The organism is Mycolicibacterium aubagnense, assembly GCF_010730955.1.
In the GTDB taxonomy this organism is placed as follows: Bacteria; Actinomycetota; Actinomycetes; order Mycobacteriales; family Mycobacteriaceae; genus Mycobacterium; species Mycobacterium aubagnense.
Genome location: NZ_AP022577.1, coordinates 3,228,317 through 3,254,917 on the forward strand (window position 1 = coordinate 3,228,317; position 26,601 = coordinate 3,254,917).

The 26,601-nt window shown below is 66.6% G+C and carries 27 protein-coding genes; 15 read left to right on the forward strand and 12 right to left on the reverse strand.

What is annotated here, in order from left to right:
• Positions 1–20 precede the first annotated feature (20 nt).
• The 4 genes from rpmB to rpsR are packed head-to-tail and all read left to right on the forward strand — an operon-like array spanning position 21 to position 967.
• Positions 21–257: a 50S ribosomal protein L28 gene (gene rpmB, locus G6N59_RS15730; RefSeq protein ID WP_138233162.1), complete on the forward strand. Its 237-nt coding sequence runs from the start codon at positions 21–23 to the stop codon at positions 255–257.
• On the forward strand, positions 258–422 hold the full coding sequence (gene rpmG, locus G6N59_RS15735; RefSeq protein ID WP_043402332.1) for a 50S ribosomal protein L33: 165 nt from the start codon (positions 258–260) through the stop codon (positions 420–422). It begins immediately after the preceding gene.
• Positions 423–428: 6 nt separating this feature from the next.
• Positions 429–734 carry a 30S ribosomal protein S14 gene (gene rpsN / locus G6N59_RS15740; protein WP_138233163.1) on the forward strand — a complete coding sequence of 102 codons (306 nt, stop codon included), beginning with the start codon at positions 429–431 and terminating at the stop codon, positions 732–734.
• Complete coding sequence (rpsR, locus tag G6N59_RS15745; protein WP_138233164.1) at positions 734–967, forward strand: 30S ribosomal protein S18; 234 nt, start codon at positions 734–736, stop codon at positions 965–967. The genes rpsN and rpsR overlap by 1 nt, the downstream gene beginning before the upstream one ends.
• Here the strand turns inward: rpsR and G6N59_RS15750 are convergent.
• Both G6N59_RS15750 and G6N59_RS15755 read right to left on the reverse strand, forming a co-directional pair.
• The gene (locus tag G6N59_RS15750; protein ID WP_138233165.1) at positions 964–1,815 is read right to left on the reverse strand and encodes a rhomboid family intramembrane serine protease; all 852 of its coding nucleotides are present in this window, start codon (positions 1,813–1,815) and stop codon (positions 964–966) included. The two genes, rpsR and G6N59_RS15750, sit on opposite strands and share 4 nt — an antisense overlap.
• Before the next feature lie 16 nt (positions 1,816–1,831).
• On the reverse strand, positions 1,832–2,608 hold the full coding sequence (locus tag G6N59_RS15755; protein ID WP_138233166.1) for an acyl-CoA thioesterase: 777 nt from the start codon (positions 2,606–2,608) through the stop codon (positions 1,832–1,834).
• Between the two features lie 56 nt (positions 2,609–2,664).
• On the opposite strand from G6N59_RS15755, the gene G6N59_RS15760 reads away from it, so the two are divergent.
• From G6N59_RS15760 to lipE, 3 genes are read left to right on the forward strand one after another with little or no spacing between them, the layout of a single operon-like run.
• Positions 2,665–3,291: a class I SAM-dependent methyltransferase gene (locus G6N59_RS15760; RefSeq protein WP_138233167.1), complete on the forward strand. Its 627-nt coding sequence runs from the start codon at positions 2,665–2,667 to the stop codon at positions 3,289–3,291.
• Positions 3,292–3,296: 5 nt separating this feature from the next.
• Positions 3,297–3,779: a peroxynitrite isomerase gene (locus G6N59_RS15765; RefSeq protein WP_138233168.1), complete on the forward strand. Its 483-nt coding sequence runs from the start codon at positions 3,297–3,299 to the stop codon at positions 3,777–3,779.
• Positions 3,776–5,017, forward strand: a complete 1,242-nt coding sequence (lipE, locus tag G6N59_RS15770) for a lipase LipE (RefSeq protein WP_138233169.1) — start codon at positions 3,776–3,778, stop codon at positions 5,015–5,017. The genes G6N59_RS15765 and lipE overlap by 4 nt, the downstream gene beginning before the upstream one ends.
• A 4-nt stretch (positions 5,018–5,021) precedes the next feature.
• Here the strand turns inward: lipE and G6N59_RS15775 are convergent, their stop codons facing one another.
• Positions 5,022–5,441 carry an SRPBCC family protein gene (locus tag G6N59_RS15775; protein ID WP_138233170.1) on the reverse strand — a complete coding sequence of 140 codons (420 nt, stop codon included), beginning with the start codon at positions 5,439–5,441 and terminating at the stop codon, positions 5,022–5,024.
• 49 nt (positions 5,442–5,490) lie between these two features.
• Here G6N59_RS15775 and G6N59_RS15780 point away from each other — a divergent pair, with 49 nt between their 5' ends.
• Positions 5,491–7,035 (forward strand): acyl-CoA carboxylase subunit beta, encoded by a 1,545-nt coding sequence (locus G6N59_RS15780; RefSeq protein ID WP_138233171.1) that lies wholly within the window; start codon positions 5,491–5,493, stop codon positions 7,033–7,035.
• A 159-nt stretch (positions 7,036–7,194) separates the two neighbouring features.
• On the opposite strand, the gene G6N59_RS15785 is transcribed toward G6N59_RS15780, so the two are convergent.
• Both G6N59_RS15785 and G6N59_RS15790 read right to left on the reverse strand, forming a co-directional pair.
• Positions 7,195–8,298, reverse strand: coding sequence for an FAD-dependent oxidoreductase (locus tag G6N59_RS15785; RefSeq protein WP_179970367.1), 1,104 nt, complete (start codon positions 8,296–8,298; stop codon positions 7,195–7,197).
• Positions 8,298–9,089, reverse strand: coding sequence for an SDR family NAD(P)-dependent oxidoreductase (locus tag G6N59_RS15790; RefSeq protein WP_138233173.1), 792 nt, complete (start codon positions 9,087–9,089; stop codon positions 8,298–8,300). Before G6N59_RS15790 ends, G6N59_RS15785 begins: the two co-directional genes overlap by 1 nt.
• A gap of 97 nt (positions 9,090–9,186) precedes the next feature.
• Here G6N59_RS15790 and G6N59_RS15795 point away from each other — a divergent pair, with 97 nt between their 5' ends.
• Complete coding sequence (locus tag G6N59_RS15795) at positions 9,187–10,080, forward strand: hypothetical protein (protein ID WP_138233174.1); 894 nt, start codon at positions 9,187–9,189, stop codon at positions 10,078–10,080.
• A 33-nt stretch (positions 10,081–10,113) separates the two neighbouring features.
• Here the strand turns inward: G6N59_RS15795 and soxR are convergent, their stop codons facing one another.
• Positions 10,114–10,569 carry a redox-sensitive transcriptional activator SoxR gene (gene soxR / locus G6N59_RS15800; RefSeq protein WP_138233322.1) on the reverse strand — a complete coding sequence of 152 codons (456 nt, stop codon included), beginning with the start codon at positions 10,567–10,569 and terminating at the stop codon, positions 10,114–10,116.
• Between the two features lie 95 nt (positions 10,570–10,664).
• Between soxR and G6N59_RS15805 the strand changes: the two genes are divergently transcribed.
• Positions 10,665–11,123 (forward strand): pyridoxamine 5'-phosphate oxidase family protein, encoded by a 459-nt coding sequence (locus tag G6N59_RS15805; RefSeq protein WP_138233175.1) that lies wholly within the window; start codon positions 10,665–10,667, stop codon positions 11,121–11,123.
• Between the two features lie 60 nt (positions 11,124–11,183).
• Here G6N59_RS15805 and ilvD read toward each other — a convergent pair whose 3' ends face one another.
• Complete coding sequence (gene ilvD, locus G6N59_RS15810; RefSeq protein WP_138233176.1) at positions 11,184–13,097, reverse strand: dihydroxy-acid dehydratase; 1,914 nt, start codon at positions 13,095–13,097, stop codon at positions 11,184–11,186.
• Positions 13,098–13,179: 82 nt separating this feature from the next.
• Here ilvD and G6N59_RS15815 point away from each other — a divergent pair, with 82 nt between their 5' ends.
• A complete protein-coding gene (locus G6N59_RS15815) occupies positions 13,180–14,019 on the forward strand; it encodes a helix-turn-helix transcriptional regulator (protein ID WP_138233177.1) in 840 nt (279 codons plus the stop codon).
• On the opposite strand, the gene G6N59_RS15820 is transcribed toward G6N59_RS15815, so the two are convergent.
• Positions 14,016–14,750 (reverse strand): Rv3717 family N-acetylmuramoyl-L-alanine amidase, encoded by a 735-nt coding sequence (locus tag G6N59_RS15820; protein WP_407665892.1) that lies wholly within the window; start codon positions 14,748–14,750, stop codon positions 14,016–14,018. The genes G6N59_RS15815 and G6N59_RS15820 overlap by 4 nt on opposite strands.
• A 333-nt stretch (positions 14,751–15,083) precedes the next feature.
• Here G6N59_RS15820 and G6N59_RS15825 point away from each other — a divergent pair, with 333 nt between their 5' ends.
• On the forward strand, positions 15,084–16,853 hold the full coding sequence (locus G6N59_RS15825; RefSeq protein ID WP_138233324.1) for a CocE/NonD family hydrolase: 1,770 nt from the start codon (positions 15,084–15,086) through the stop codon (positions 16,851–16,853).
• On the opposite strand, the gene G6N59_RS15830 is transcribed toward G6N59_RS15825, so the two are convergent.
• A complete protein-coding gene (locus G6N59_RS15830; RefSeq protein WP_234884464.1) occupies positions 16,850–18,013 on the reverse strand; it encodes a sulfotransferase family protein in 1,164 nt (387 codons plus the stop codon). The two genes, G6N59_RS15825 and G6N59_RS15830, sit on opposite strands and share 4 nt — an antisense overlap.
• A gap of 108 nt (positions 18,014–18,121) precedes the next feature.
• Between G6N59_RS15830 and G6N59_RS15835 the strand changes: the two genes are divergently transcribed.
• Positions 18,122–18,697, forward strand: a complete 576-nt coding sequence (locus G6N59_RS15835) for a TetR/AcrR family transcriptional regulator (RefSeq protein ID WP_138233179.1) — start codon at positions 18,122–18,124, stop codon at positions 18,695–18,697.
• Entirely contained in the window at positions 18,694–19,791 is a 1,098-nt protein-coding gene (locus tag G6N59_RS15840) for a DUF1214 domain-containing protein (RefSeq protein ID WP_138233180.1), read from the forward strand. Before G6N59_RS15835 ends, G6N59_RS15840 begins: the two co-directional genes overlap by 4 nt.
• A gap of 49 nt (positions 19,792–19,840) precedes the next feature.
• Here G6N59_RS15840 and hrpA read toward each other — a convergent pair whose 3' ends face one another.
• Positions 19,841–23,749: an ATP-dependent RNA helicase HrpA gene (gene hrpA / locus G6N59_RS15845; RefSeq protein WP_138233181.1), complete on the reverse strand. Its 3,909-nt coding sequence runs from the start codon at positions 23,747–23,749 to the stop codon at positions 19,841–19,843.
• Between the two features lie 19 nt (positions 23,750–23,768).
• On the reverse strand, positions 23,769–24,371 hold the full coding sequence (locus G6N59_RS15850; RefSeq protein ID WP_234884443.1) for a TetR/AcrR family transcriptional regulator: 603 nt from the start codon (positions 24,369–24,371) through the stop codon (positions 23,769–23,771).
• Between the two features lie 83 nt (positions 24,372–24,454).
• Between G6N59_RS15850 and G6N59_RS15855 the strand changes: the two genes are divergently transcribed.
• A complete protein-coding gene (locus G6N59_RS15855) occupies positions 24,455–25,684 on the forward strand; it encodes an acyl-CoA dehydrogenase family protein (RefSeq protein WP_138233182.1) in 1,230 nt (409 codons plus the stop codon).
• Positions 25,685–25,695: 11 nt separating this feature from the next.
• Here the strand turns inward: G6N59_RS15855 and G6N59_RS15860 are convergent, their stop codons facing one another.
• Positions 25,696–26,589 carry a mycobacterial-type methylenetetrahydrofolate reductase gene (locus tag G6N59_RS15860; RefSeq protein ID WP_163911362.1) on the reverse strand — a complete coding sequence of 298 codons (894 nt, stop codon included), beginning with the start codon at positions 26,587–26,589 and terminating at the stop codon, positions 25,696–25,698.
• Positions 26,590–26,601 lie beyond the last annotated feature (12 nt).

Consider the following 26,601-nt stretch of genomic DNA (forward strand, 5'->3'; position numbering starts at 1 on the left):
TTAACGATAGGGCATGAGACATGTCAGCGCACTGCCAGGTCACCGGGCGCCGGCCCGGCTTCGGCAACACGGTTTCGCACTCCAACCGCCGCACCTCGCGTCGGTGGAACCCCAACATCCAGACCAAGACCTACTACCTACCTTCGGAAGGCCGGCGGATCCGGCTCCAGGTCAGCACCAAGGGCATCAAGGTGATCGACCGGGACGGCATCGAAGCCGTCGTGGCCCGACTGCGTCGAGACGGGGTGCGAATCTAGATGTCCCGCACCGATATTCGTCCCGTGGTGAAGCTGAAGTCCACCGCGGGCACCGGCTACACGTACGTCACCCGCAAGAACCGGCGCAACGATCCCGATCGGCTGGTGCTGCGCAAATACGACCCGATCATCCGCAAGCACGTCGACTTCCGCGAGGAGCGCTGAGCCGCCATGGCCAAGAAATCGAAGATCGCCAAAAACGAGCAGCGCCGGCTGACCGTCGCGCGTTATACCGAGCGCCGGACCGAACTCAAGGCAATCATCAAGTCCCCGCTGAGTACTGCCGACGAACAGGCCGCGGCCATGCGGGAACTGGCCCGCCAGCCGCGCGACGCGAGCCCGGTGCGCGTGCGCAACCGTGACGCCGTCGACGGCCGCCCGCGCGGTCATCTGCGTAAGTTCGGACTGTCCCGGGTCCGGGTACGGGAAATGGCGCACGAAGGACAACTGCCCGGCATCCGGAAAGCGAGCTGGTGATGGCGCAGCGCAAGACCAGTCGGCGGCCGGTTGAAACGAAACGGCCCGCCGCGAACATGTTCACCAAGCTCGGGATCGAGCGCATCGACTACAAGGACACCGCCGTGCTGCGGCAGTTCATCTCGGAGCGCGGGAAGATCCGGTCCCGGCGCGTGACCGGCCTGACCGTCCAGCAACAGCGGCAGGTCGCCACCGCGATCAAGAACGCCCGGGAAATGGCGTTGCTCCCCTAACCCGGGATCATCCCGTACATCGTCTGTAGCTGCTGCGTCCGCAGCAGCACCAAGCCGACGAACAGTACGAGCAACACCGTGGTCACCGAGATCAGCGCCAGGAGTCGTTGCCGTGCAGGGATATACGCGAAGACAGCCGCCACCAACGTGCCGGTGACCAAGCCGCCGACGTGGCCCTGCCAACTGATCGACTGGGAGCTGACCGCGGGTAGCACGAAGGTGATCACCAGGTTGATGACGATGAGCAGTGCGATGCCGCGGACCTGAAGCTGCAGCCGCCGGAAGAGGACGAACGTCGCGCCGAACAGGCCGAAGATCGCGCCCGACGCGCCGGCGGTACCCGAGTTCAGCGGTGACAGCAGATACACCAGGACCGCCCCACCGAGGCCACTGAGCGCGTACAAGACCCCGAAGCGAAGCCGGCCCAGCCATTGCTCCAACTGCGGCCCGACCGCCCACAGCGCCCACATGTTGAAGACGATGTGCGCCAGGCCGTAGTGCAGGAAAGCAGACGTCACCAAGCGGTAGTACTGGCCGTAGACGGCAACGCCGGGCGGCCAGAGCACCAGATCCTGCTGCATCTGCGCCGAGGTGTGCTGCAACACGAACATCACCAGGTTGACCGCGATCAGCGTGTAGGTGACCGGCGAGCCCTTGGCGATCCGGCCGCCGAAGTGGGTCCGGGCCTGACGGACCGACTGCCTGCCTTCGTTGACGCACTCCGGGCATTGCTGGCCGACCGCAGCCGACGTCATACAGTCCGGGCAGATCGGACGGCCGCACCGGCTGCAGCTCACGTACGTCGGGCGGCTGGGATGCCGATAGCAGGTCGGCGTCGGGACGGTCATTGAGTGATCTTCCGGGCTACAGCCGCCATAGGGCTTCCTGGCTGGTGCTGGCGATCAGCACCCCATCAGTGTCGTACAGGGCTCCGGTGACGAGCCCGCGGGAGTCGGTGTTGTTCAGCCGGGTGACTTCGTAGCGATGCCAGTCATGCGGGACGAACGGGCGGTGGAACCACACCGCGTGGTCCAGGCTGGCCGCGAATCCGTCGTGCAGGTGTGTACCGTCGGGCCGCGCGACGGGGACCGGGCCGAAGTCGGACATGAAGGTCAGCGCGGCGGCCCGGATCAGCGTGTCGTCCTCGATCTGGTCTTTGGTGCGAATCCAGAACGGCGGCACGGCGAACGCTCCGGCGTCTTCCGGCCGCACCCGGATATCGAAATGGTCGGCGGCAGTCAGGCTCGGCGCCTTCGGCACGGCGACGTCGAACTCGAGACCCACCACTTCGGGACGCTGCCAGTCGGCGCCGGGCTCGGGAATATGGAACGACGCGATCATTTCCAGGATCGTCTTGCCGTGCTGCTTCGCGGTGACGCGACGGGTATCGAAGGACCGGCCGTCCCTGGTCCGTTCCACGTGAAACTCCACGTCGACCCCGTACTGGCCGCCCCGGACGAAGTAGAGGTGCAGCGACTGCGGCAGCTTGTCCGGCTCGACGGTACGACCGGCCGCACCGAGCGCCTGCGCGGCGATCAGCCCACCGAACAGGGAGCGCCCCGGCCCGTCCGTCGGCTGCGGCGCGATGAACGTGTCACCGTCGCGCGCGAAGTTCAGAAGTTGGGCGATCCAAGAACTCATAAGGCGGCAGCGTAGCTATCCGCGCCCAATCTGCGGCGACGCCTAGGCTGACAGGCATGGTTCAACGCCGGGGATTCAATGACACCGTCACCCGATTCTGGGGCTTCGCCGCCCCCGCCTATGACACCCAGGTACTCCAGCGCATCGTCTACCAGCCCGCGCAAGATGAGGTGCTGGCCCAGCTCCGCGCGCACGACGCCCTGACCGTCGCCGACATCGGCTGCGGGACCGGCATTTTCGCAGACCGGATCGAACGCGAGCTCAATGCCGTGGTAACGGGCGTGGACATGTCCGAGGGCATGCTGGCCCAGGCCAAGGCCCGGTCCTCGAAGGTCACCTGGGTCACCGCGCCCGCCGAGGAGCTGCCGTTCAACGACGGTGCGCTGGACGCAGTGGTCACGACGTCGGCCTTCCACTGGTTCGACCAGCCCGCGGCCTTGCGCGAGTTCCACCGCGTGCTCAAGCCGGGCGGGATCGCGGCCGTCACCACCATCAGCCCACGCCAGGTTCTGCCGCTGCACGCGCTGTCGTCGCACATCCTGAACCCCGCCCACAACCCGTCGCCCGCGGAGATGAAGAAGCTGTTCGAGGGCGCCGGATTCACGGTGTCCGAGCAGCACCGGGTGAAGCGGCCGGTGTGGACGCTTATCGTGTCCGACCTGCTGACCGTCGGAACGAAGTAGCCGACGTGCCCGAACTACACCCCGACGTCGCGATCCTGGCCCCGCTGCTGGGTACCTGGGCCGGCACCGGCTCCGGCGAGTACCCGACCATCGCTTCGTTCGACTACCTCGAAGAGGTCACCTTCGGCCATGTCGGCAAGCCGTTCCTGGCCTACAGCCAGAAGACGCGCGCCGCTGAGGACGGCCGTCCCCTGCACGCCGAGACCGGCTACCTCCGGGTGCCCGCACCCGGACGTATCGAGTGGGTGCTGGCGCACCCCACCGGCATCACCGAGATCCTGCAGGGCACGCTCAGCACCGACGACGAGTTCGTACTGGACCTGTCCTCCACCGACATCGGACGCACCGACTCAGCGAAAGAGGTTGACGCCCTGCGTCGTTGGTACCGCCTTGACGGAGACACGTTGAGCTACAACGTCCGGATGGCCGCCGTGGGCATACCGCTGCGCCACCACCTGGCGGCCGTCCTGCATCGGAAGGACGCATGACGGAGCAACAGACCGGCCGCATTCGGGTCCCGGCCGACCTGGACTCGGTGACCGCAATCGGCGAAGAAGACCATACTGCCGTCGATCCCCAAGCGGTGGAACGGATTTGGCGCGCAGCGGAGCACTGGTACGCAGCCGGCATGCACCCGGCCATCCAGGTGTGCTTGCGGCAGAACGGCCGGGTGGTGCTCAACCGCGCGATCGGCCACGGCTGGGGCAACGGACCGGACGATCCGGTGAACGCCGAGAGGATTCCCGTCGGTGTCGATACCCCGTTCTGCGTGTACTCGGCAGCCAAGGCGATCAGCACGACGGTGGTGCACATGCTCGTCGAGCGCGGAGAACTCGACCTGGACGCCCGCGTTTGCGACTACCTGCCGACGTACACCAGCCACGGCAAGGATCGCACCACCGTGCGGCACGTCGTCACCCACAGCGCCGGGGTGCCACTGGCCACCGGCCCGCGGCCCGACCTCAAGCGGATGAACGACAGCGAGTACGCCCGCGAGATGCTCGGGAATCTCCGGCCGATCTACCGGCCCGGCCTCATGCACATGTACCACGGCCTCACCTGGGGTCCACTGATCCGCGAAATCGTTTCGGCCGCAACAGGTCGCAACATCCGCGACATCCTGGCCACCGAGATCCTCGAACCGCTGGGCTTCCGCTGGACCAATTACGGCGTTGCACCGGAAGATGTTCCGCTGGTCGCGCCGAGCCACGTCACGGGCAAACCACTGCCGGCGCCGATGGCGGCGGCGTTCAAGAAGGCGGTCGGTGGCACCCCGAACCAGATCATCCCGTTCAGCAACACGCCGGACTTCCTGACCAGCGTGGTGCCGTCGTCGAGCACGGTCTCCAACGCCGTCGAACTGTCCCGGTTCGCTGAAATGCTCTGTCGCGGCGGGGAACTCGACGGGGTGCGCGTGCTACGTCCGGAAACTCTACGGGCGGCGACCGCCCCGTGCCGGCGGTTGCGCCCCGACATCGCCGTCGGGCTCCAGCCGATGCGGTGGGGCACGGGATACATGTTGGGCTCCAAGCGATTCGGCCCGTTCGGCCGGGGCGCCCCCGAGGCCTTCGGGCACACCGGGCTGACCAATATCGCGGTATGGGCCGACCCGGCCCGGAATCTTGCCGCCGCCGTGGTCAGCAGCGGCAAGCCCGGCGGTCATCCTGAGGCCAACCGGTACCCGGCGCTGCTCGACGCGATCGCCGAGCAGCTCCCGGTCACCTGATAGCTCAGGCCTTCGACGCGGCCTTCGCGAACAGCCGCAGCAGGACCTGGTTGATGGCCGTCAAAGCCAGCTTGACCGGCGGGAAGGACGCGGTCGAGTTCAGCGTGTAGTCGATGCGGGTGCCCGAGCCCTCGGAGGTCAGGCGCACCTCACCCGAGTAGCCCGGGAACGGCACGCCGGAGCGGGCCTTGTAGCCGAACACATGGGGGGCGTCGAAGGTCACGACCTCTTCGACGATTGCCGGAGCCGGTCCAGGCGCCGAGATGCGCCGGACGGCGCCCAGGCCATTCGGTGCGGGCGTGCCGGGCTGATCGATGGTCACGGTGATGCCGGGACCCCAGTTGGCCATGCCTTCGTGGTCGATCAGGGTGGCCCAGACAACGTCGATCGGGCGGGCAACTGTGGTGGTTGCTGTCGATTGCATGGACCGATCATGCCGCACCCCCACCCGCGACGCCTGGCAGGCTGTCCCCATGCCCGACGAACCGTTGCGCGACGACCACACCGAGCTCCTGCGCCGCCGCGCGCTGACCGAGGACAGTGCCCGGCCGGACGCCGTACAGCGGCGGCATGACGCCGGCGGACGGACGGCTCGGGAGAACATCCTCGACCTGGTCGACGCCGGCAGCTTCGTCGAATATGGGCGCTTCGCGATCGCCGCACAGCGGGCACGCCGGGAGCTCGACGACCTGATCGCCCGCACCCCGGCCGACGGCCTCGTGGCCGGCACCGCCCACGTCGACGGCCGGCCGTGCGCGGTGTTGTCCTACGACTACACGGTGCTGGCCGGCACGCAGGGTGCCCTCGGCCATCTCAAGAAGGACCGGCTGTTCGAGCTGATCGAACGGATGAAGTTGCCCACCGTGTTCTTCGCGGAAGGCGGCGGTGGACGCCCCGGCGACACCGACCATCCGACGGTGTCGTCACTGGACGTCCGCGCGTTTGCGCTGTGGGCCGGCTTGTCCGGCGTGGTGCCGCGAATCGCCGTCGTGAAGGGCCGCTGTTTCGCGGGCAACGCGGTGATCGCGGGCTGTTCGGATCTGATCGTCGCGACCGAGGACACCTCGATCGGCATGGGTGGCCCGGCGATGATCGCCGGCGGCGGGCTCGGCGACATTGCACCCGACGCCGTCGGGCCGATTTCGGTGCAGGCACCCAACGGCGTGGTCGACGTGGTGGTAGCGGACGAGGCTGCGGCAGTCTCAGTTACCCGACAACTGCTCGGCTATTTCCGCGGGCCCACCACACCCGGCACCGCACCAGACCAAACCGCCTTGCGCACAATCGTTCCCGAGCGCGCCCGGCGCGCGTACCACGTGGCACCGATCATCGAGACGCTCGCCGACGAAGGCTCCGTCATCTTCCTGCGGCAGAAGTTCGCGCCCGAATTGGTGACTGCGCTGGCCCGCATCGAGGGCCGGCCGGTCGGGATTCTGGCCAACAACACCATGGTCATGGCCGGCGCCATCACCGCTGCGGCGTCCGACAAGGCGGCGCGCTTCCTACAACTCTGCGATGCCTTCGGAATTCCGGTGGTCTCTCTGGTCGACTGCCCCGGCTTCATGGTGGGGCCTGCGGCGGAGGCCGAAGCACTGGTGCGCCGCGGGTCGCGGCTGTTGGTCGCCGGTGCGGCACTGCGCGTCCCGCTCATCGCGGTGATCCTGCGTCGCGGTTACGGCCTTGGCGCACAGGCGATGTGCGGAGGCAGCCTGCACGAGCCGCTGCTGACGGTGGCGTGGCCGGGGGCACATCTCGGCCCGATGGGACTCGAAGGCGCGGTCCGGCTCGGGCTGCGCAAGGAGCTCGAAGCCATCGCCGACGACGATGCCCGCGAGCAGGCGGTGCGGGACGCCACCGCGGCCGCGCAGGCCAATGCCGCGGCGCTCAACGCTGCCTCGATGTTCGAGATCGACGACGTCATCGACCCGGCCGAGACTCGGGCCCTGATCGCCGCGACGCTGGCTACCGCAGAGCCCGCGGGACTGCCTCCGCGCCGGGGCTTTGTCGATACCTGGTGAGTTTCGTTGAGGGTTGATCCTGAATTGAGGGCACAAAAGCGCGAGTAGCGGGTGCCCTGGTTGCAGAGTCAACGGCGGCAGCTGCGCGCGCAGCTTTGACTCTGCATCTACGGCGAGAAAGGTCGAGTAGGCCGCACCGCCACGCAGGGTCAACGGTCGTCAATCGCGCACGCCCCGATACAGCTGCCGGCGCACCACGAAGCGCTGCAGCACCCGGTCGACCGTCCACGCCGGGAAGCGCACCGCCTGTCCCCACGGGGTGAAGACCTCCAGCCCGTCTGGCTGTGGGCCGAGCACTGATCCCCAGCGCACGGTCGGCGGCCGGTAGCGCCGCAGCTTTCGAGAATTCATCTGTGCCAGTATGTTTCGGGCGACGAGCGCGCCACCACCATTACGTGCCGACGTCCGCTGCGGATCGGTGGCCGCCACGTCGCCGACCGCGAAGACGGCCGGATACCCGGGCACCGTCAGTTCCGGCGTGACCCGGACAAAGCCATCGTCGTCGAGTATCTCGGCCGGTAGCCATCCGGTGTTCGGCTGCACCCGCCCGACCGCCCACAGCACCGCATCGACGTCAGCGTCCGGTTGACCCGTGCTGAATTCGATTGGTCCGGTGGTGATTTCGTCACGGTCCGGAGGCAGGATCGCGCGGTGGCCGAGGTGCTGCCGGACGCCCAACTCCGCGAGCCGCTGAGCGACGCGCACCTGGGTCCCGACGTGGTATCCCGGAAGTATCTGGGCACCAGGGAAATACAGGTCGATCACCTTGTCGGGCCAGGTGCGCGCCAAGTTACCTGCGCTGCTCACCGCCGTGGCGCCGCCGCCCACCACGGCGATGCGCTGCGCACCGGCCAGCCGCTCGTGGGTGTTCTTCAGATCCGCAGCGACGTCGTCTGCCGTCTGCAGCGTCGGCCGGCGCCAGAATCCGTTGGTCGTTCCCGTCGAGATCACCAGCACATCGAACGGTTCGGTGGTCTCGGTTCCGTCGGCTGCGATCACCGTCACCGTGCGGGCGTCCAGATCGGCACCGGCCAAGGCCCCGTGCATGATTCGCACCCCATCCAGCCCACGGAACCGTCGGAAACCGATGAAGTAGTCGCGCGCCCAGGCGTCCGGCCGGGAAACCCGCATGCCGAGTTCCTGCCCACTGACCAGCCCGTCCTTGACAGAGATGCCGACCACGTCCGCGTGCGGCGCCAGGCGGACCGCGGCGAGGATGCCGCTGTCCCCCAGCCCGGCGATGACGATGCGCTTACGCAAAATCAGGGCAGGATCGAGTCGACGTAGCCCCCGTCGGCGCGCACCGCCGCGCCGGTGGTTGCCGAGGACTGTTGCGAACTGAGGTAGACCACCATGTTGGCGATCTCCTCGGGCTCAATCAGCCTGCGCAGCAACGATTGCGGGCGGTATTTGATGATGAACTCACGCTGCGCCTCGTCCCACGGCAGGTCCTTGTCGACCAACTGATAGACGAAGTCCTCGACGCCACCGGTGTGCGTCGGTCCGGCGATCACCGAGTTCACCGTGACCCCGGTGCCGGCAGCGTCCTTGGCGAAGCCACGGGTCACCGCCAGCAGCGCGGTCTTCGACGTCCCGTAGTGGATCATTTCTTCCGGGATGACGATTGCGGAGTCACTGGCGATCTGGATCATGCGGCCCCAGCCACGTTCCGTCATCCCCGGCAGATAAGTACGAATGAGCCGGACTGCCGACAGCACGTTCACCTCGAAGTACGTACGCCACTGCTCGTCGGTGATCTCCTGGGCGGGGACCGATCCGAAGATGCCGAGGTTGTTCACGAGGATGTCGACATCCGGAAGCTGTTGTGTGAGTTGCGCGACGCCTTCGGCGGTGGTGACGTCCGCGGCGACGCCGATGACGTCGGTGATTCCCTTGCCGGCGAGCTCGGCGACGGCCGCCTGCACGCGCTCGTCACGGCGTCCGTTCACGGCCACGCGCGCTCCGCTGGCCCCCAGCCCCTCGGCGATCGCAAGCCCGATGCCCTGAGTGGACCCCGTGACCAAGGCGGTCTTGCCGGTCAGATCAATGTGCACGCTCAGCCTCCAATGATTTCACGGGTCGGTGCAACGCTAGCCGCCGGTCAAACATTTCAGTAGCGTCTGCGACGAGCCGTCCGAACCGGAGAGCGTCGTGACCGAACTGCTGGTGCTGCACATCGCCAAACGCGAGATCCAGGCCGTGTCGCTCGACGGCTGCCGCGTGCGAACAGTGGTCACCGACGTCGACGAGACACCCGACGGAATCGTCGTCGACCACGCTCGGGGCCACATCTACTGGACCAATATGGGGACGCCCGACCCCGAATCCGGGCGGGGTGCCTTCTCGACGTTCTTCACCCGCAACGGGTCGATCGAGCGGGTGAACCTGGACGGATCGGACCGGCAGACCATCGTCACGCGGGGTGCGTTCACCACCGGCAAGCAGCTGACCGCCGACTTCGAGGCCGGGCTGCTCTATTGGTGCGACCGCGAAGGCATGCAGGTGCTGCGCTGCCGGCTGGACGGTTCCGGTTTGGAGACGCTGGTGGTGGCGGGCACCGATGCGCAGGACGCGCGCAATCACTGCGTCGGCATCGCTGTCGACCATGTCAACAAGCTGATCTATTGGACGCAGAAGGGCGCGCCCGACGCCGGGCAGGGACGAATCTTCCGGTGCGGCATCGAAATTCCAGCGGGGCAGACGGCCGCTGACCGCGACGACATCCATCTGCTCTGGCGGGACCTGCCCGAGCCCATCGACCTCGATCTGGACAATTCAGGGAACCTGGTCTGGACGGACCGCGGCGCCGAGCCTGACGGCAACACGCTCAATCGCGGTCAGGTCCAGCCTGCCGTCGGGGCGTACACAATCCTGTCCCGGGGGTATCAGGAGGCGATCGGCCTGGCCACGCCCGACTACACGACGTACTACGTCAGCGAGTTGCGCTCCGGCGGCATCCGCGTGGTGAATCTCGCCGACGGAACCGACCGCGAGCTGACGCAACTGGGTCCGGGTGTCACGGGCATCGCGCTGGCCGAGCTGTAGCTGGTGCGGGACAGCGGGTGGTCGAGACGGGAGTCAGCCGCTCGGGGTGATGAGTCGCCGGGGGCCGGGGCCGTGCTGTGAGAGGGCGTCGCTGGGATTGACGATGCGGCAGGTGGCCAGGGATAGACAGCCACATCCGATGCATCCAGTCAGTTCCGATTCGAGATGCTCGATTTCGCGGCGCCGGGCTTCGAGTCGAGCATGCCAGCGACGCGAGATGCGGGTCCAGTCGGCCTTGCTTGGCATGCGGTCCTCAGGCAGGCCGGCCAAGACGGTCGCCACTTCGGCCAAAGTGACGCCGAAGCGCTGCGCGGCCTGAATGATGCTGATGCGCCGCAGGACGTGGCGTGGGTAGCGACGCTGATTGCCTGCGGTGCGAGTCGAGGTGATCAGCCCCTGCTGCTCATAGAACCGCACCGCACTGGTTGCCATACCGGCCCGGCGGGCGACCTCACCCACAGTGAGAAGTTCAGTGGGGTTGTGCGACAACGTCATCCCCTCCGATTGACTTCAACTGCACTTGAAGTTTTAGCCTACCGGATCGTGCATGATCGACGACAGCCGTCCTTAGGAGACTCCCGCTGATGAGGCCTTCTCAGCTACCCGCCCACGAGTACGAATTCTTGTTGCGTCATCAGGTCGCGGCGATGCTCACCGTCGGAGCCGACGGCCGCCCCAAGGCCGCCAAGATGGAACCCACCGTGCTCGACGACCGGCTACTCAGCGTCGGACACCGCCACAAGGTCCGCACCCGCCGGCTCCTCCGCGACCCGCGGACCACCTTGTTCTACGACGGCCCCGGACCCACGTGGCTGGCGGTGGAAGCCACCGCCGACGTCGTCGATACACCCGATACGCCCCGCCTCATCCTCGAATTCATGCGGTTGCTCCAACAACGCCCCACTGGTCCACTGGCCTGGCACAGCGACAACCACACGGAAGTCGAATTGGACGACCACGACTTCATGGCGACCATGGCCGCCGAGGGCTGCCTGATCTACCACTTCGACATCGACAAGACCTACGGCAACCTGCCGAGTTGAACCGTGGCAGCGCAGGACGTGCGGTGCGCATTGCCACCTGCTACACCCAGACCAAAGCCGTCAACGATGCGTTGTAGCGGCACCAGCCGCGGCGAGTCGCGCCTGCGCCCCGGCGGCTCGGCTCGCGGCCTCGATCCCCGACACGTCGCGCACCGCTCCCGTGTCGGCCGAGAGGGCCATTGCGGCATAGGCCCGCAGCGCCGGCGACACCTCGCGGTCCCGGTGCTGCGGCCAGTATCCGCCAGCCTGCTCGAGCCGGCGTCGGCGTCCATCCAGTTCGCTTGCCTCGACCCGTAATTCGATACGGCGGGCCGGGATGTCGATGTCGACGAGGTCGCCATCCCGCACCAGGGCGATGACACCACCGGCCGCCGCCTCCGGTGAGATGTGGCCGATCGACAACCCCGAGGATCCGCCGGAGAACCGCCCATCGGTGATCAGAGCGCACACTTTCGCAAGCCCGACACCCTTGAGATACGAGGTGGGATACAGCATTTCCTGCATCCCCGGCCCGCCGCGCGGACCCTCGTAGCGCACCACCACAACGTCACCGGGCTGCACCCGGCCGCTCAGGATGACGTCCTGCGCCTCCTCCTGAGACTCGACGACCACGGCGGGCCCGCTGAACCGCAGGATCGAGTCGTCGACGCCGGCCGTCTTGACCACGCACCCATCCTCGGCGAGATTTCCCCGCAGGATGGCCAGCCCGCCATCCGCCGAATACGCATGCGCGACATCGCGAATACAGCCTGACTCTGCATCAAGGTCGAGGCTTTCCCAGCGGCAGGACTGGGAGAAGGCAGAACTGGACCGCACCCCGCCCGGCGCGGCGTGGAACAGGTCCACCGCCGTGTCCGAGACCCCGGGAGATCTCGTGTCCCACGTGTCGAGCCACGAGATGAGCGAATCGGCGTGGATCGCATGCACATCGGTGTCCAGCAGCCCCGCGCGCAGCAGCTCTCCCATCACAGCGGGGATCCCGCCGGCCCGATGCACATCCTCCATCAGATACTTGCCGTTGGGGGCCACCTTGCAGATGCACGGAATTCGGGTCGAGAGCGCTTCGATGTCGGCCAGATCGAAATCCACCTCAGCCTCGTGAGCTGCGGCAAGCAGATGCAGGATGGTGTTGGTCGACCCGCCCATGGCGATGTCAACCACCATCGCGTTGGAAAACGCTGCGGCAGAGGCAATGTTGCGCGGCAGCGCACGAACATCGTCATCGTCGTAGAAACGGCGCGCCAATTCCATCACCGCCGTGCCGGCGTCCTCGTACAACCTGCGACGCGCCGTGTGGGTCGCCAGCGTCGTGCCGTTGCCCGGCAGAGCCAGACCCAGCGCCTCCGTCAGACAGTTCATCGAGTTCGCGGTGAACATGCCGGAGCACGACCCACAGGTCGGGCACGCCGCGGCCTCGACGCGCTCGAGGTCGGCGTCGGAGATCTCGGGAGCAACCGCGCCCGCCACGGCCGAGATCAGATGGAGGCGGGCGCGCACCGTGCCGTCGACGAGCGTGGCAGTACCGCCCTCCATGGGGCCGCCGGACACGAACACGGTGGGGATGTTCAGGCGCAACGCGGCCATCAGCATGCCGGGAGTGATCTTGTCGCAGTTGGAGATACAGACCAGCGCATCGGCCCGGTGCGCATTGACCATGTACTCGATCGAATCGGCGATGAGATCACGAGAAGGCAGTGAATACAGCATGCCGCCGTGTCCCATCGCGATGCCGTCGTCGACGGCGATCGTGTTGAATTCCCGCGCTATCCCGCCGGCCGCCTGCACGGCCTCGGACACGATCCTGCCCACAGGCTGAAGGTGTGTGTGGCCGGGCACGAATTCGGTGAAACTGTTGGCGACCGCGACGATGGGCTTACCGAAGTCTGAAGCAGACACACCGGCCGCGCGCAGCAATGCTCGCGCGCCCGCCATGTTCCGACCGTGAGTGATTGTCCTGGATCGCAATTCGGGCATGACCACATCGTCGTGGCAGCCGTGCGGTAGGCGAAGACGGTGCTGACACTAGTACTGCCACTACCAGCCCTAAAATCAAGCGATGCCCAACCAGGCCGCTCGCACAGAACTGGGCGGATTTCTGCGAATGCGCCGGGAGTCGCTCGACCGGTCGGAACACGGCCTTCCCGCGGTCCGAGGCCGCCGCCACGGCTTACGCCGCGAGGAAGTGGCGTTCCTGTCGTCCATCAGCGTCACCTGGTACACGTGGCTGGAACAGGGCCGCGATATCAACCCATCCCGGCAAGTTCTCGACGCCATCGGGCAGACGCTTGCGCTGTCACTCGCCGATCATTCGTATCTGCTGTCACTCGCGGGGTTTTCCCCGGGAGGCGCCCAGCTCATGCCGGATTCCGGCGAGCCGCCGGACCATCTGCTGCGGCTTCTGGAGGCGTTCGGCACGTCTCCGGCCTTCGCGATCGATTTCGATTGGGAGATCACCGCATGGAATCGCGCCTACGCGCAGCTCTACCCCGAGGTGCGGACCGTCGCCCGCGCGGATCGCAACCTGCTGTGGCTGGTGTTCACCGATCCATCGATCCGACAGCTCATGCCCGACTGGGAAGTGGAGAGCCGGCGCTTCGTGTCCGAGTACCGCATGCAAAACGGCGCCCGACTCGAGGAGCCCGAAGTCAGCAGGCTACTGGACCGGCTGCGCACGGAAAGTCGGGAGTTCGACCGCGTCTGGAACGACCACACCATCGAAGGTTTTCAGACCCGCATCCGCCGGTTCGACCACCGGGTGATCGGAGAGATCGAACTGGAGTACCACCGACTGACACCGGCTGACCTGCCGGATCTGAACATCGTTGTCTACACCCCCGCCAACCCGGCGGCGGACCGACAACTCGACCGCATGGGGACCAGCGGGGGCATCGGCTAGCCAGCCTGGATGAACGCGGCGATGCCTCGGGCCACCGCGTTGGCGATGGCCTGCTGGCCTTGCTCAGAGCTCAGCATCGCCGCATCCTGCGCGTTCTTCATGTTGCCGCACTCGACCAGGATCGACGGGTACTGCGCGAGATTCAGGCCGGTCAGATCGGCCCGGCCATACAGACCATTGCTACCGATGTACGTCGCCGGCGTCAGCCCGCCGGCCACCAACTGATCACGCATGATCTGCGCGAACTTGACCGACGGACCTGCCTGCACCTGGTTGAGTGGCGGCGCCGAGTAATTGACGTGGAAACCGTGGCCGCCGGGGGGACCACCGTCGGCGTGGATCGACACGACGGCATTGGGCCGCAGGGCATTCGCCATCGCGGCCCGCTGGTCCACACACGCTGCCACCGCGTTGTCGTTGTCTCTGGAGAGGCCGACCTGCACCCCGGCGTTGATGAGCTCCTGCCGGATGCGCAGCACCACGTCCCACGTGAAGGTGTGCTCGGGAAAACCTGCGTTGGTGCTGGTGCCGGTGGTCTGGCAGTCCTTGGTACCACCGCGTCCGGTTGGCACCTGCTTCGTGATCGACGCGTCGTTGGCCCCGTTGTGCCCTGGATCCAGAAACACGATGGCACCGGCAAGATTTTGTGCCTTCGCCACGGGCGCGGTGAGCGACGACATCATGGCAGGCATGCCGACCAGAACCGGCGCTGCCGCAGCCATTCTCAGCATGCGCCGGCGCGAGATGCAGCCGACGCCCTGGGCGCCGTTGTCTTTTTCACACGGACTACTGGTCACCAATCGGATGCTACGGACCCAACCTTGGGACTCCGCCGCGCGTGCTGACACGGTTCCGTTACGAAGCAATAACTTCTTTCCGATTCGGCGTACGGTCGAGGTGTGGAGACGAATGTCGAGACACCAGGGGTGGGCGCACGGATCAAGGCGATGGCGAGTTGGGCCGCCGCGCGCACGCGGAAGACCAGCCCATCGCCACTGTTGCCGCCCTGGGAAGCGCCGCCCGCACAGTACGGCGTCGGCGTCCACCACAACGTCGCGGTGCCGATGAGTGACGGCATCTCGCTGCGGGTCGATATCCACTACCCGACCGACCCCGCGACCGGCGAGGCCGCCACCGGGCCGTTCCCGGTGCTGCTGTCGATGACGCCCTACGGCAAGAAAGCACCCCCTCCGGCCGCCCAGATCGGCGGTGGCGCAACGCCATATTTGATCCGCCGTGGCTACCTCGAGGTGATGGCCGACGTGCGGGGCACCGGCGTATCGGGTGGTTCCTTCGAGATGTTGGGACCCGAGCAGGTTCAGGACGGCGTCGACCTGGTGAATTGGGCTGCGTCCCTGCCCAATTCCAATGGCCGCGTCGGCATGTTCGGGATCTCCTATCTGGCCATCAACCAACTCCTGACGGCAGCTGAAGTGGGTCCCGGCTCGCCGCTGAAGGCGATCTTCCCGGCGATGGCGGCCAACGATTTCTATCGCGATGTCGTCACCATGGGCGGCGTGCCGCACATGCGTACCGTCCGCGCGTACGGCGCCACCTATTCACTGCTCAACGTCATCAACCCGGCGTTGGAGTACGCCCATCGCGGCGGACATGAAAGACCAAGGGCAGGTGGCATTTCCGCGGTGCGACAGCGGGGCCGCGACCAGCGCAGCTACTTCAAGAACCTGATCAAAGACGCGATGGCCGGCGGCGACACCGCGTTCGACGGCGCGTTCTGGGACACCATGCGCCCGGCGGACGTAGTGCCGAAGATCGTCGAGAACGGTGTCGCAGTGTTTCTGGTGGCCGGGTGGCATGACGCATTCCAGCGGGGTGCACCACTGAATTACGCCGCGCTGCAGAACACCTTCGCCGACCGTCCCGCCGGCGCTGCCATGACGGCTGATCAGCCCGTCTCCGACAAGTTCCAGCTGATGGCCGGCCCCTGGTACCACGTGTCGGATCTCGACGGGCAGCATCTGCAGGCTCTGCAGTTGCGCTGGTTCAACTACTGGCTCAAAGATGACAAGACCGCGGCCGTCACCGGTCAGCCCGTGCGCTTCCAGGCGATCGGCAGCTCAAAGTGGTTCCGCACCAATGCCTATCCGTTCCCCGAGGCCACGCCCACGCGGCTCTATCTCGGCCTGGGCGGTGGCCTCCATGCCACGCCGTCGGCGGACGAGTCGACAGCAACGCTGCAATATCTCTCGCGCGGACCGGTTTCCGGGCGCAGCCTGGAGCAGTGGAGCCTCGGCATGGGCAGCTTCATGGTCTCGCAGACAGGCCGGAGCGTCCGGTACGACCAGGACAACAGCCGCCTACAGCGCCAAGCTCTGACGTACACCAGCGAGGCCTTCGAGACCGAGCGGCTGCTCGCCGGACCGGTCGGACTGACCATCTTCGCCACTGCCGACCGCAGTGAAACCCTTTGGGTCGCACACCTCGACGACCTCTCCCCGGATGGCATCAGCCGCCCGCTGACGCAAGGTGCGCTCCTCGGTTCACACCGGGCGCTCGACCCCGACACCAGTTGGTGCCTGCCCGACGGCACGGTGCTGCGGCCGCACCACATCAGCACCAAGTCGGCGGTAGAGCCCGTCGTACGCGGTGAATTGACCCGCTACGACATCGAGATCTTCCCCACCGCGGCGCTACTCGCCCCGGGTCACCGCATGCGGCTGACGCTGACCACTTACGACTTCCCGCATCTGGTGCCGACCCGACCACAGCGCGCAGCGCTGGCGGGCGGCGTCTACCGGATTTCGCAAGGGGGCGTCCACGCGTCACACCTGGTGGTTCCCTTGGCCGACCCGGTAACAATGGCACAGCCCTAGCTGAGGAACCGCTGCGTGTACGGCGCGAAGCGGGCCTTCAGGTCAGCTGGGTCGAGCCCGAACATCTCACACGACGTCTCGACGCGGCCCAGCCGGCCACGCTGGTGGCCGGCGAGGTAGCCCGCCATCGCCGCGCGTTCGGTGTCCGAAAGTTGCTCCTCTGCAAGGGCGAACACGCTTTCCGCGGTGCCGAGATCGTCGGCCATGAAGTCGTCGAAGCGGATGTCGATGGACCGATCCCGGCCAATGACCTCGCGGTCCCGGACCAGCCCGGCAAGCATGTGCTCCAGCCGCTGCACCCAGTATGTCGCGATGTGCTCGACCGGAACCGGGCTGCGGTGCATGCGCGCCGAGTAGGTGATCATCGCGATCATCGACAGCACCACCGGTACCGGATCGCGGTGTGTGAAAACGCCGACCACACCGGGTAATTCGGCATTGAGCACCGGGAGTTGTTCGAGGTGCTGCGGCGACTTGAGCAACCAGCGCCGGCCACCGCGCAGGAACTGCAAGGCCTTGAGCTGTGTCACCATGTGCCGGTAGTGGGGCGTCTGGTCGTGCGACTCGTAGTAGTCACGCCATGCCGGGATATCCGCCAAAGTCTCGAAGTACATCGTGGAAAAGTCGTTGGCCAGCAACTGAATTTCCTCGTGCACGTGGTCGGTGGTCATTTCGTGCATCAGCGGGAAATACGGAATGACGATGTTCATCACGTTGACCGCGATATCCATCCGAGTCCTACGAGGGTCCGGCTCGATACCGATCTCCGAAGCGAGCGGAAACGGCTCCACAGCTTCCCAATATGGCAGCGTCCGGAACGTGCCCGCCGCCGCGAGCAGATTGTGCAGGTGCGTGGTGCCGGTCCGTGGCAGCCCGACGATCGCCACTGGCGGCAGTAGTTCGATGTCGTGAATCTCGGGGTGCTGCTTCAACAAATCGGTCAGCAGCAGCCGGTTCTTCAGCAGCTGCAGCAGCTGACCATAGAAGTTGACCACCCCAGGGCCGTTGAAACCGTCGATGTCGTGCAGCGCGGCGAGCAGCACATCGAGGCGCTCCCGATAGTCGGCAGGGCCGAAGTCATCGAGGCCGGTGTCAGCGCTCGCCTTGGCGTGCAGCGCGGCCGCGTCGAGCGGGCAGTCCGCCGCCATCATCGTCATCATGTCCCGGAACTGTTGAGCCTCGGCCGTGAAGGTGGGCTCGGCCAGGTCTTCGAGCCGGACAACATCTGTGGTGTCAGTCACACCACTTATGTTACTATGAGTTTCGTAATGATGAAAGAACTTGGACGCCCTCGCGATTCACGCATCGACAATGCGGTACTCACCGCCACGGCGGAGCTGCTCGGCGAAGTGGGGTATGCCGCGTTGTCGGTGGACGCCATCGCCAAGCAGGCCGGCACCAGCAAGCCGGCCATCTACCGGCGCTGGCCCAGCAAGGCGCATCTCGTCCACGAGGCGGCATTCCCCGCGGATATCGCCGCCGAACTGCCGGACACCGGTTCGCTCGCGGGCGATGTACGGGCGATGGTCCGTGGCACCGTCGCAGTGCTGAGCACGCCCGCGGCCCGCGCCGCGCTACCCGGGCTGCTCGGGGAGATGACCGCCGACGCCACCCTGCACAGCGCTCTACTGGATCGGTTCGCCGACGCCTTGGGACCCGGGCTGCATGCCCGCCTCGACGCCGCCGCGGCGCGCGACGAACTCCGCGCAGACGTCAGCGCCGCTGACCTCACCGAGGTCATCACCGGCATCGCGCTGCTCGCCGCACTCACCCGCGGCGACGCCCCCGATGACGACTGGATCGACCGCAACACCACCCTGATTCTGAAAGGCATTGGCGCATGACCGAATCCGCTGCCGCATGGCGGGAGCTCCTCGACACTCTTCGAGACCTCGACAACTCGTTCCTGGAGGGCCCCCGCGCGGTCACCGACGATCGGCAGATCGCCGACGGTTACCGCATGCTCGCGACCGGACTCGGAGTGGCACTCGACTGCTACCTGTATCCCGAGCCCGGACGGCCACAGTTCATCGTGGTCAATTCACCGTTCCGGCATGACCGTCGATGGGGCGGCGACAACACCGACGCCCACTACTACATGTGCCCGGTCGACCCGCAAGGCCGTTACCGGATCAGCGGCAACAAGGGTGACAGCGTCTATCTGTCACTGACCGCATACAACGAACCCTCCCCCGGCGCCTGGTCCAACCGCGTGGTGGCAGTTATCCGGGACAACGACATGGATTTCGACGACAAGGGCAACTTCTCGTTCGAGATCGGCCCATTACCCGACGCGGCGGTCTTCTTCACCCGCGATTATCAGGCGGACCCCGAAACCGGCCGGGCGGCCACCTGGCACATTGAGGCACTCGACGCACCTGAGCCGTTGCGGCACAACGATGTCGATACCGCCGCGGCGCTTCGGGCCAGCGCCAACTGGCTCCGAACCCTGTTCGCCATCATGCCGATGCCGGTGGGCACCCGGGCCGACGAAAGCTCCCTGGGCCACTCCATCGCCCACTCGGCCAACGAATTCGCCGCGCCCTACCAGGTGCCGGACGCGAACTTCGGCTGGTCGGCGCGCGATGCGTGCTATTCGTACGGCAGCTTCGTGCTGGCCGAGGACGAAGCGCTCGTCATCACTCATCGGCCGCCGGCGTGCCGGTTCTGGAACCTGGTGGTCTGGAATCAGTTCATGGCCAACCCGGGTGTCCGTGATGCCCGGAGCTCGGTCAACGGGTACAGCGCTGTGCCGAATTCGGACGGCACGGTGACGATAGTCCTGTCCGGCGATACCACCGCGCACCCGAATTCGTTGACCACACTGGACTATCCGCAGGGCATTCTGGCATTTCGGTGGTTCCTGACGGATCAGGTACCGGACCGTCCCGAAGTCCAGCTGGTGAAGATCGCCGACGCCCCCACCGCCCCGTCCTGAGCGATTTGGGCACGATTTTCCGCGGTGAGCGCGGAAAATCGTGCACAAATCACGGAACGACGGCGTCGATGGCCCGGTAGATCCGTTGCTCGCTGACCGGCCGCGGGGTACCCAACTGCTGGGCCCAGAGGCTGACGCGCAGTTCCTCGATCTGCCGGGCGATGTCGCGGACGTCCTCACCTTGGCAGCGCAGGGGTGAAAGCGCCTGCCGCAGTTCGTCGTACGCGTCCTCGACGGCGTGTACCCGGTCCATCCGTTCGCGGTCGGCGGCCGGCGCTTGGGGCAACCGCTCCAAGCGCCGGCCGACCGCGGTCAGGTATCGGGTCAGGTCGGCCAGGTGGGTAACACCCGTAATCGCAACGAACCCGACAGGCAACAGCCGGCCCAGCTGCGCGCGAATATCCGCTATCGCATCGGCCTGGAGTGCAGAAGGCTTGTCGGGCAACGCAACCTGTGCGGCTTGCGCCGCGGCCAGCACGCGTTCGACGCGGCCGATCACGTCGAGTGTCGTCGGTACCAACTTGGCCGCGACGGTGTCACGGAGCGCCGTGAAGTCCGCGGCGGTCCAGACCGCCTTGGGCGCCAACACCCGCACCGCGGCGTCGGCGCAGTCTTCGAGCAGCGCCGCCAGGCTGCCGTCTGGATTGGTCGACAGCGCCAGTCGCGTGCGGGGATTGAGCCCGCGCTCGGCGGCCTTGACGGGTGACGGCGCAGCGAGCCGCAGCAACCGCCGCAGCCCCGGGCCCATGGCCGCGGCCTGCTCCGCCGGGGTCGGGAACACCCGGATATCCACCGCCGCACCGCTATCCACGAACGCCGGGAACCCGCGCACGGTGTGGCCACCGGACGAGCTCTCCACGGTGCGGGGCAGTTCGGCGAGGTCATCCGGCCAGGCCAACAGGGCGGTCCGCTGGAGATCGCCCGCGACGGCACCGGCGACCGCCTGCCGTACGGAGCCGGCCAGCTTGTCGTGCAGCGCGCCCAGGTCCTTGCCGCGCGCCACTTCGTTGCCGTCTTTCTCGACCGCGAAAGTGACCCGCAGGTGATCCGGAATCTTGCTCAGGTCGAAGGCGTCGATCGGCACCAAAATGCCGCTGCGCCTGCGTAGCTCACGCTGCAGTTCCTCCAGCAGTGAACCGTCTCCGGGATTGAGATCCGGCAGTACCGCCCGTGCCGTGTCGGGCGCGGGTACGAAATTGCGCCGCAGGTCCTTGGGCAGGGACTTGATCAGCGCGGTGACCAACTCCTCGCGCAGCGCGGGCACCTGCCAGGCGAAACCGTCACCACCGAGTCTGGCCAGTACCTCGACCGGAACGTGCACCGTCACACCGTCATCGGCGGCGCCGGGCTCGAACCGGTAGCTCAACGGCAGGGACAGGTCACTCGTCTGCCACGTGTCGGGCTGGTCGGCGTCGGTATCGGTGCGCAGCAGGTCCGCGCGCGTCATGGTCAGCAGGTCCGGCGTCACGTGCCGCTGCTTCTTCCACCAGGCGTCGAAATGCCGCGCCGATACCGCGCTTTCGGGCACGCGCTGGTCGTAGAAGGCGTAGACCTCGTCGTCGCCGGCCAGCAGGTCCCGACGCCGCGCGCGCTCTTCCAGCTCTTCCAGTTCGGCCCGCAGCCGGGTGTTGTCCCGGGCGAAGTGGTGCCTGGTCTGCCAGTCACCTTCGACCAAGGCGTGCCTGATGAACAGCTCGCGCGCGACCACGGGGTCAACCTGTGCGTACCCGACCCGACGGCGTGGCACCAGCGGCAGGCCGTAGAGCGTCACCCGTTCGTACGCCATGACGGCGCCGCGGCGGGCATCCCAGTGTGGCTCACTGAAGGTGCGCTGCACCAGATCTCCGGCGACCCGTTCGACGGTCTCGGGTTCGATGCGCGCGGCGATGCGCCCGAACAGCCGGCTCGTCTCCACCAGATCCGCGACGACGATCCACCGCGGTGGCTTCTTGGTCAGCACCGAACCCGGCGCCAGCACGAACCGCGAGTTGCGGGCGCCCTGGTAATCCCGTGTCTCGCCTTCGCGCAAGCCGATGTGCGACAGCAGGCCGGCGGTCAGCGCGGTGTGGACGCGCAACGCGTCGGCGTCGTCTCCCGACTCCCGGATACCGAGATCCGCGGCGATGCTGCGCAATTGGCCGACCAGGTCCTGCCATTCCCGAATTCGCAGATAGTGCAGGAACTCGTCGCGGCACATTCGGCGGAACGCGCTGCCGGACAACTGGTTCCGCTGCTCGCGCAGGTAGTTCCACAGGTTGAGGTAGGACACGAAGTCCGAATGCTCGTCGGCGAATCGCGCGTGCTTCTGCCGGGCCGCCTCTTCCCGGTCCGCCGGCCGCTCGCGCGGGTCGGGAATGGACAGCGCGGCGGCGAGGATCAGGACCTCACGGACGCAGCCTTCGGCATCGGCCTGCAGGATCATCCGGCCGACCCGCGGGTCCAGCGGCAGCCGGGCCAATCGACGCCCGACGTCGGTGATGGCGCCCTTGGCATCGAAAGCGCCCAATTCCTGGAGCAATTGGATGCCGTCGCGGATACTGCGCGCATCGGGCGGGTCCAGAAACGGGAACGCCTCGATGTCGCCCAGCCCCAAAGCAGCCATCTGCAGGATGACCGCGCCGAGGTTGGTGCGCAGGATCTCCGGATCGGTGTAGCGGGGCCGCGCCGCGAAATCCTCTTCCGAGTACAACCGGATACATACACCGGGCGCGGTCCGGCCCGACCGGCCGGACCGCTGTGCGGCCGATGCCTGCGAGATCGGTTCGATCGGCAGCCGCTGCACCTTGGTGCGCCGGCTGTACCGCGAGATGCGCGCGGTGCCGGGGTCGACGACGTACCGGATGCCGGGCACGGTCAGGGATGTCTCGGCGACGTTGGTGGCCAATACAATCCGGCGCGGGCCGCCAGGTTTGGCGTTGAAGACCTTCTGTTGGTCCGCGGTGGGCAGCCGGGCGTACAGCGGCAGGATCTCCGTCGGGAAGGTGTCACCGGAGAGCGCATCACGCAAAGCCTCTGCGGTGTCCCGGATTTCCCGCTCGCCCGACAGGAACACCAGCACGTCGCCGGCCGGCTCGGATTCCAGTTCCCGTACCGCGTCGACGATGGCCTCGGTCTGGTCCCGTGTCTCGGTCCGGACGATGTCGTGGTCGGGGTCGTCGGGATCGTCCGAGGAGCCGGCGGAGCCGTTGGTGGCGATCTGAATTTCCAAAGGGCGGTAACGAATTTCGACCGGGTAGGTGCGGCCGGAGACCTCGACGATCGGGGCATCGAAAAAGTGCTTCGCGAACCGCTCCGGCTCGATCGTCGCCGATGTCACGATGACCTTCAGATCCGGGCGCCGCGGCAGCAACTCGCGCAGGTACCCCAGCAGGAAGTCGATGTTGAGGCTGCGTTCGTGGGCCTCGTCGAGGATCAGGGTGTCGTACCGGAGCAGCCGGCGGTCTCGCTGAATCTCGGCGAGCAGAATGCCGTCGGTCATCAGTTTGACGAGGGTCGAGTCGCTGGCCTGGTCGGTGAACCGCACGGTGTAGCCGATGGCTCCACCCAGCGCCGTCCCGGTTTCGTCGGCGATCCGCTGCGCCACCGTGCGGGCGGCCAGCCGGCGCGGTTGGGTGTGACCGATGGTGCCGCGAATGCCGCGACCGAGTTCCAGGCAGATCTTGGGCAGCTGTGTCGTCTTGCCCGATCCGGTCTCGCCCGCGACGATCACGACCTGGTTCTCGGTGATCGCCTTGGCGATCTCGGCCCGGCGGTCGGTGACCGGCAGGTCGGGGTAGGTGATGGTGGGCACGGCCGCGAGGCGACTGGCGATCACGCCTTCGGCCGCCGCGATCTGTTCGGCGATCTTGGCGGGATTGTCGCCGCGCAGGTTTTTCAGTCGGCGATCCAGCCGCGCCGCGTCTCGGATGGTCAGACCATCGAGGCGGGCACGCAGTTCGCGCAGCTGGGGGTCGGACACCGGTCCCAGGATAGGTGGTCTACTCGCCCAGCAGCACCTTGACCGCAAGGGCGACCCAGTCCTGGACATGAGGGTCGCGCGACGCGTTCCGGCGATCGAACGCATAGGTCAGGGCGACGCCGCGCATGCTGGTGTTGAGCGTTTCCCGGACGCGGGCGTAGTCCGGGTGTTGGTTGAGCGACTCACCGAACATGGCATCGGTCACCGTACGCACCTGCTTGTAGAGCACCCGCTCTTGCTGCTCGAGGCTGCTGCGAAGTTCGGCGTTGTGGCGCGCGGCAAGCCACAACTCGGTCGCCGCCCAGAAATAATCCTGCTGGTAGGTCGACCACATGGCCAGCACTGCCTCGCGAATCCGGTCACGGGAGTCCTCCGGCCACCGGGTCCGCGTGCTCATCTCATTGAATCGCGCTTCGGCAAGATGCTGGACCGCCGCGACGAGCAGGGCGTCCCGCGAAGGGAATTGGTGCAAGAGGCTCCCCCTGCTGACTTCTGCCATCTGCTGGATCCGCAACGTCGAGGTCCCGGCGTAGCCATGCTCGACGAGCGCTCGCACGGCGGCGTCCAGGATGCGCTCCTGCACCGCGATGCCACGGCGTTGTGCCCGTCGAGGTTGCGTCATCACCGAATCATAAACTAGTCAGGGTTGACTAGTTTATGCGGATTTGCCTACGCTCTGCCGCAACAACTCGCAGGAGGATGCGCATGGCCACCGAATCCATCACCCGAACCGCCGACCGCATGTGGCACGACGTGTTCCTGCCCGACGACGTCCAGCACGTCCGCGCGATGGCGCGCGACGCCGTCGCAACCCACTTGGCGCCGGTGGCACGCGAGATCGCGCAGCGCGAGGAATCCGTCGACTCGTTCCCCTGGAGTGCTTTCAAGGGCCTTGCCGGCGCCGGTTGTTTCGCGGTGCCGTTCGAGCAGCCATTCGGCGCAGGTCTGCAGCACCCGATGCTGGCGACCTGCATCGTCACCGAGGAAATCGCTTACGAGAGCTCGAGTTTGGCCGGCGTGTACGACGGTCAGTGCATCCTCAATGCCCGCGCGCTCTCGTTCGCCCAGCCCCACATCCGCGAGCAGGTGCTCCCTGCCCTCATCAGCGGTGACGCCGTCTTCGCCTTCGCGACAACCGAACCCGACGCATCGAGCGATCTGACACCGACTGCACTCAAGACTGTCGCCACCCGAAGCCCAAATGGATTCACAGTCAACGGACGCAAACGCTGGATCACGAATTCCACGGTGGCCGACTGGGTTTGCGTCCTATGCCGTGACGGCGACACCGGCGACGCGACCATGCTGCTGGTCGACATGCACAGCCCGGGCATCCAGGTAGGTGAACCCGATCTGAAAATGGGCCATCGTGGCCAGATCACCGCCGACATCGTTTTCGACGACGTCGCGGTACCGGCAGACCACGCACTCGGAGCAGCCGGCCGGGGCCTGGCCACAGCCTTGGGGTCGCTGGCCGCCGGACGGCTCGGCATCGCGGCGGCCGGTGTCGGTGTCGCGCAGATCGCCCTCGACCTGGCGGTGGCCCGGCTTCGGAGCCGAGAACTGTTCGGCCGCAAGCTCGGTGAGATGCAGTACTGGCAATACAAACTGGCCGAACGCGCCACCGAACTCGAAGCCGCCCGCGCGATGTACCAGAAAGCCGCGGTCCGGCTGGACCGCGGTGATCGGTCTGGCGAGCCCGAAGCGTCAATGGCCAAGTCCTACGCCACTCGCCTCGCCAACGACCTTGCCCGCGACGCTCTCCAAATCCATGGCGGCTACGGGTTCGCCCGACGGGTCTCGGCGACCGGCGAAAGCTTCCGACTCGAAGAGATCTACCGGGACGCCAAGATCCTGGAGATCTTCGAGGGCGCGAACGAAGTTCTGCAATGGGTCATTGCCCGACACCTGATCGGCCGCGACATCACGGGGTAGCCGGAGGTAACTCAGGCCTGGTCCGGCGCCCAGTAGGCCAGCATTTCGGCAAAAGTCTCGAACGCCGGCTTGGACACCCCGTACGCGGCCTCCAGGTGGATGCTCAGCGGGAAGCCGAGTTCGCCGACTCCGTCGATGACGCGCTTGTACAGATCGAGCATCAGCGCCCGCTTGACCGCAGGCTCCTCGCCGGCCAGCCGTGCCACGAACTCCTGCTCAGCGGCGACCAATGGATTTCCGGCGTCCTGGATCAGCCAGTTGATCAGGCCGACCTTTGATTCCATTTTCGGCACGAAGCCGAACGACAGCAGAATCTCGGGGCGATGCTCGGTGGTCTCGGCGAACTTCTTCAGGAAGCCCACGATCGCGTCGGAGTAGAGCAGCTGGGTCATGCCGTACGTGGCGCCCTGGTCGCACTTGAAGTTGAAGCGGCCGTGCTCGCCGTCGCGGGTCGGGATCAGGATGACACCGCGGTTGGTGACCTGGTCGCGGTAGATCGTCAACGCGTCGGTCGGGGCGACGCCGGCGCCCTCGCCATCGCTCATGGTGCGCGGGACGCCGACGAAGGCGATGCCTTCGAATTCCGCATCCTGCAGAATCCTGAGCCGCTTCGAGAGGGCGTCCTCGTCCAGGAACGACGTCACCTGGGTGCACAGTCCGCGCATGCCCGGCAGCTCGGGCTTCATCAACTGCCAGAAGTCGAGGACATCCATCTTCGGCTTCATCTCGATGGGACGGTCGCCGTCTTCCTCGATCATCCCGGGGATCATGACGTGCCGAATGCGACCCTCGAGGCCGACCGCGGCGGCATTGAGCAGCACCTTGTGCGCCTCGTCGACCGCAAACTGGGGACCGCGCTCGATATTGGGCGGGACCAGTTCGAAGGCGATGGTGTTCAGGGTCACGACTCTGCTCCG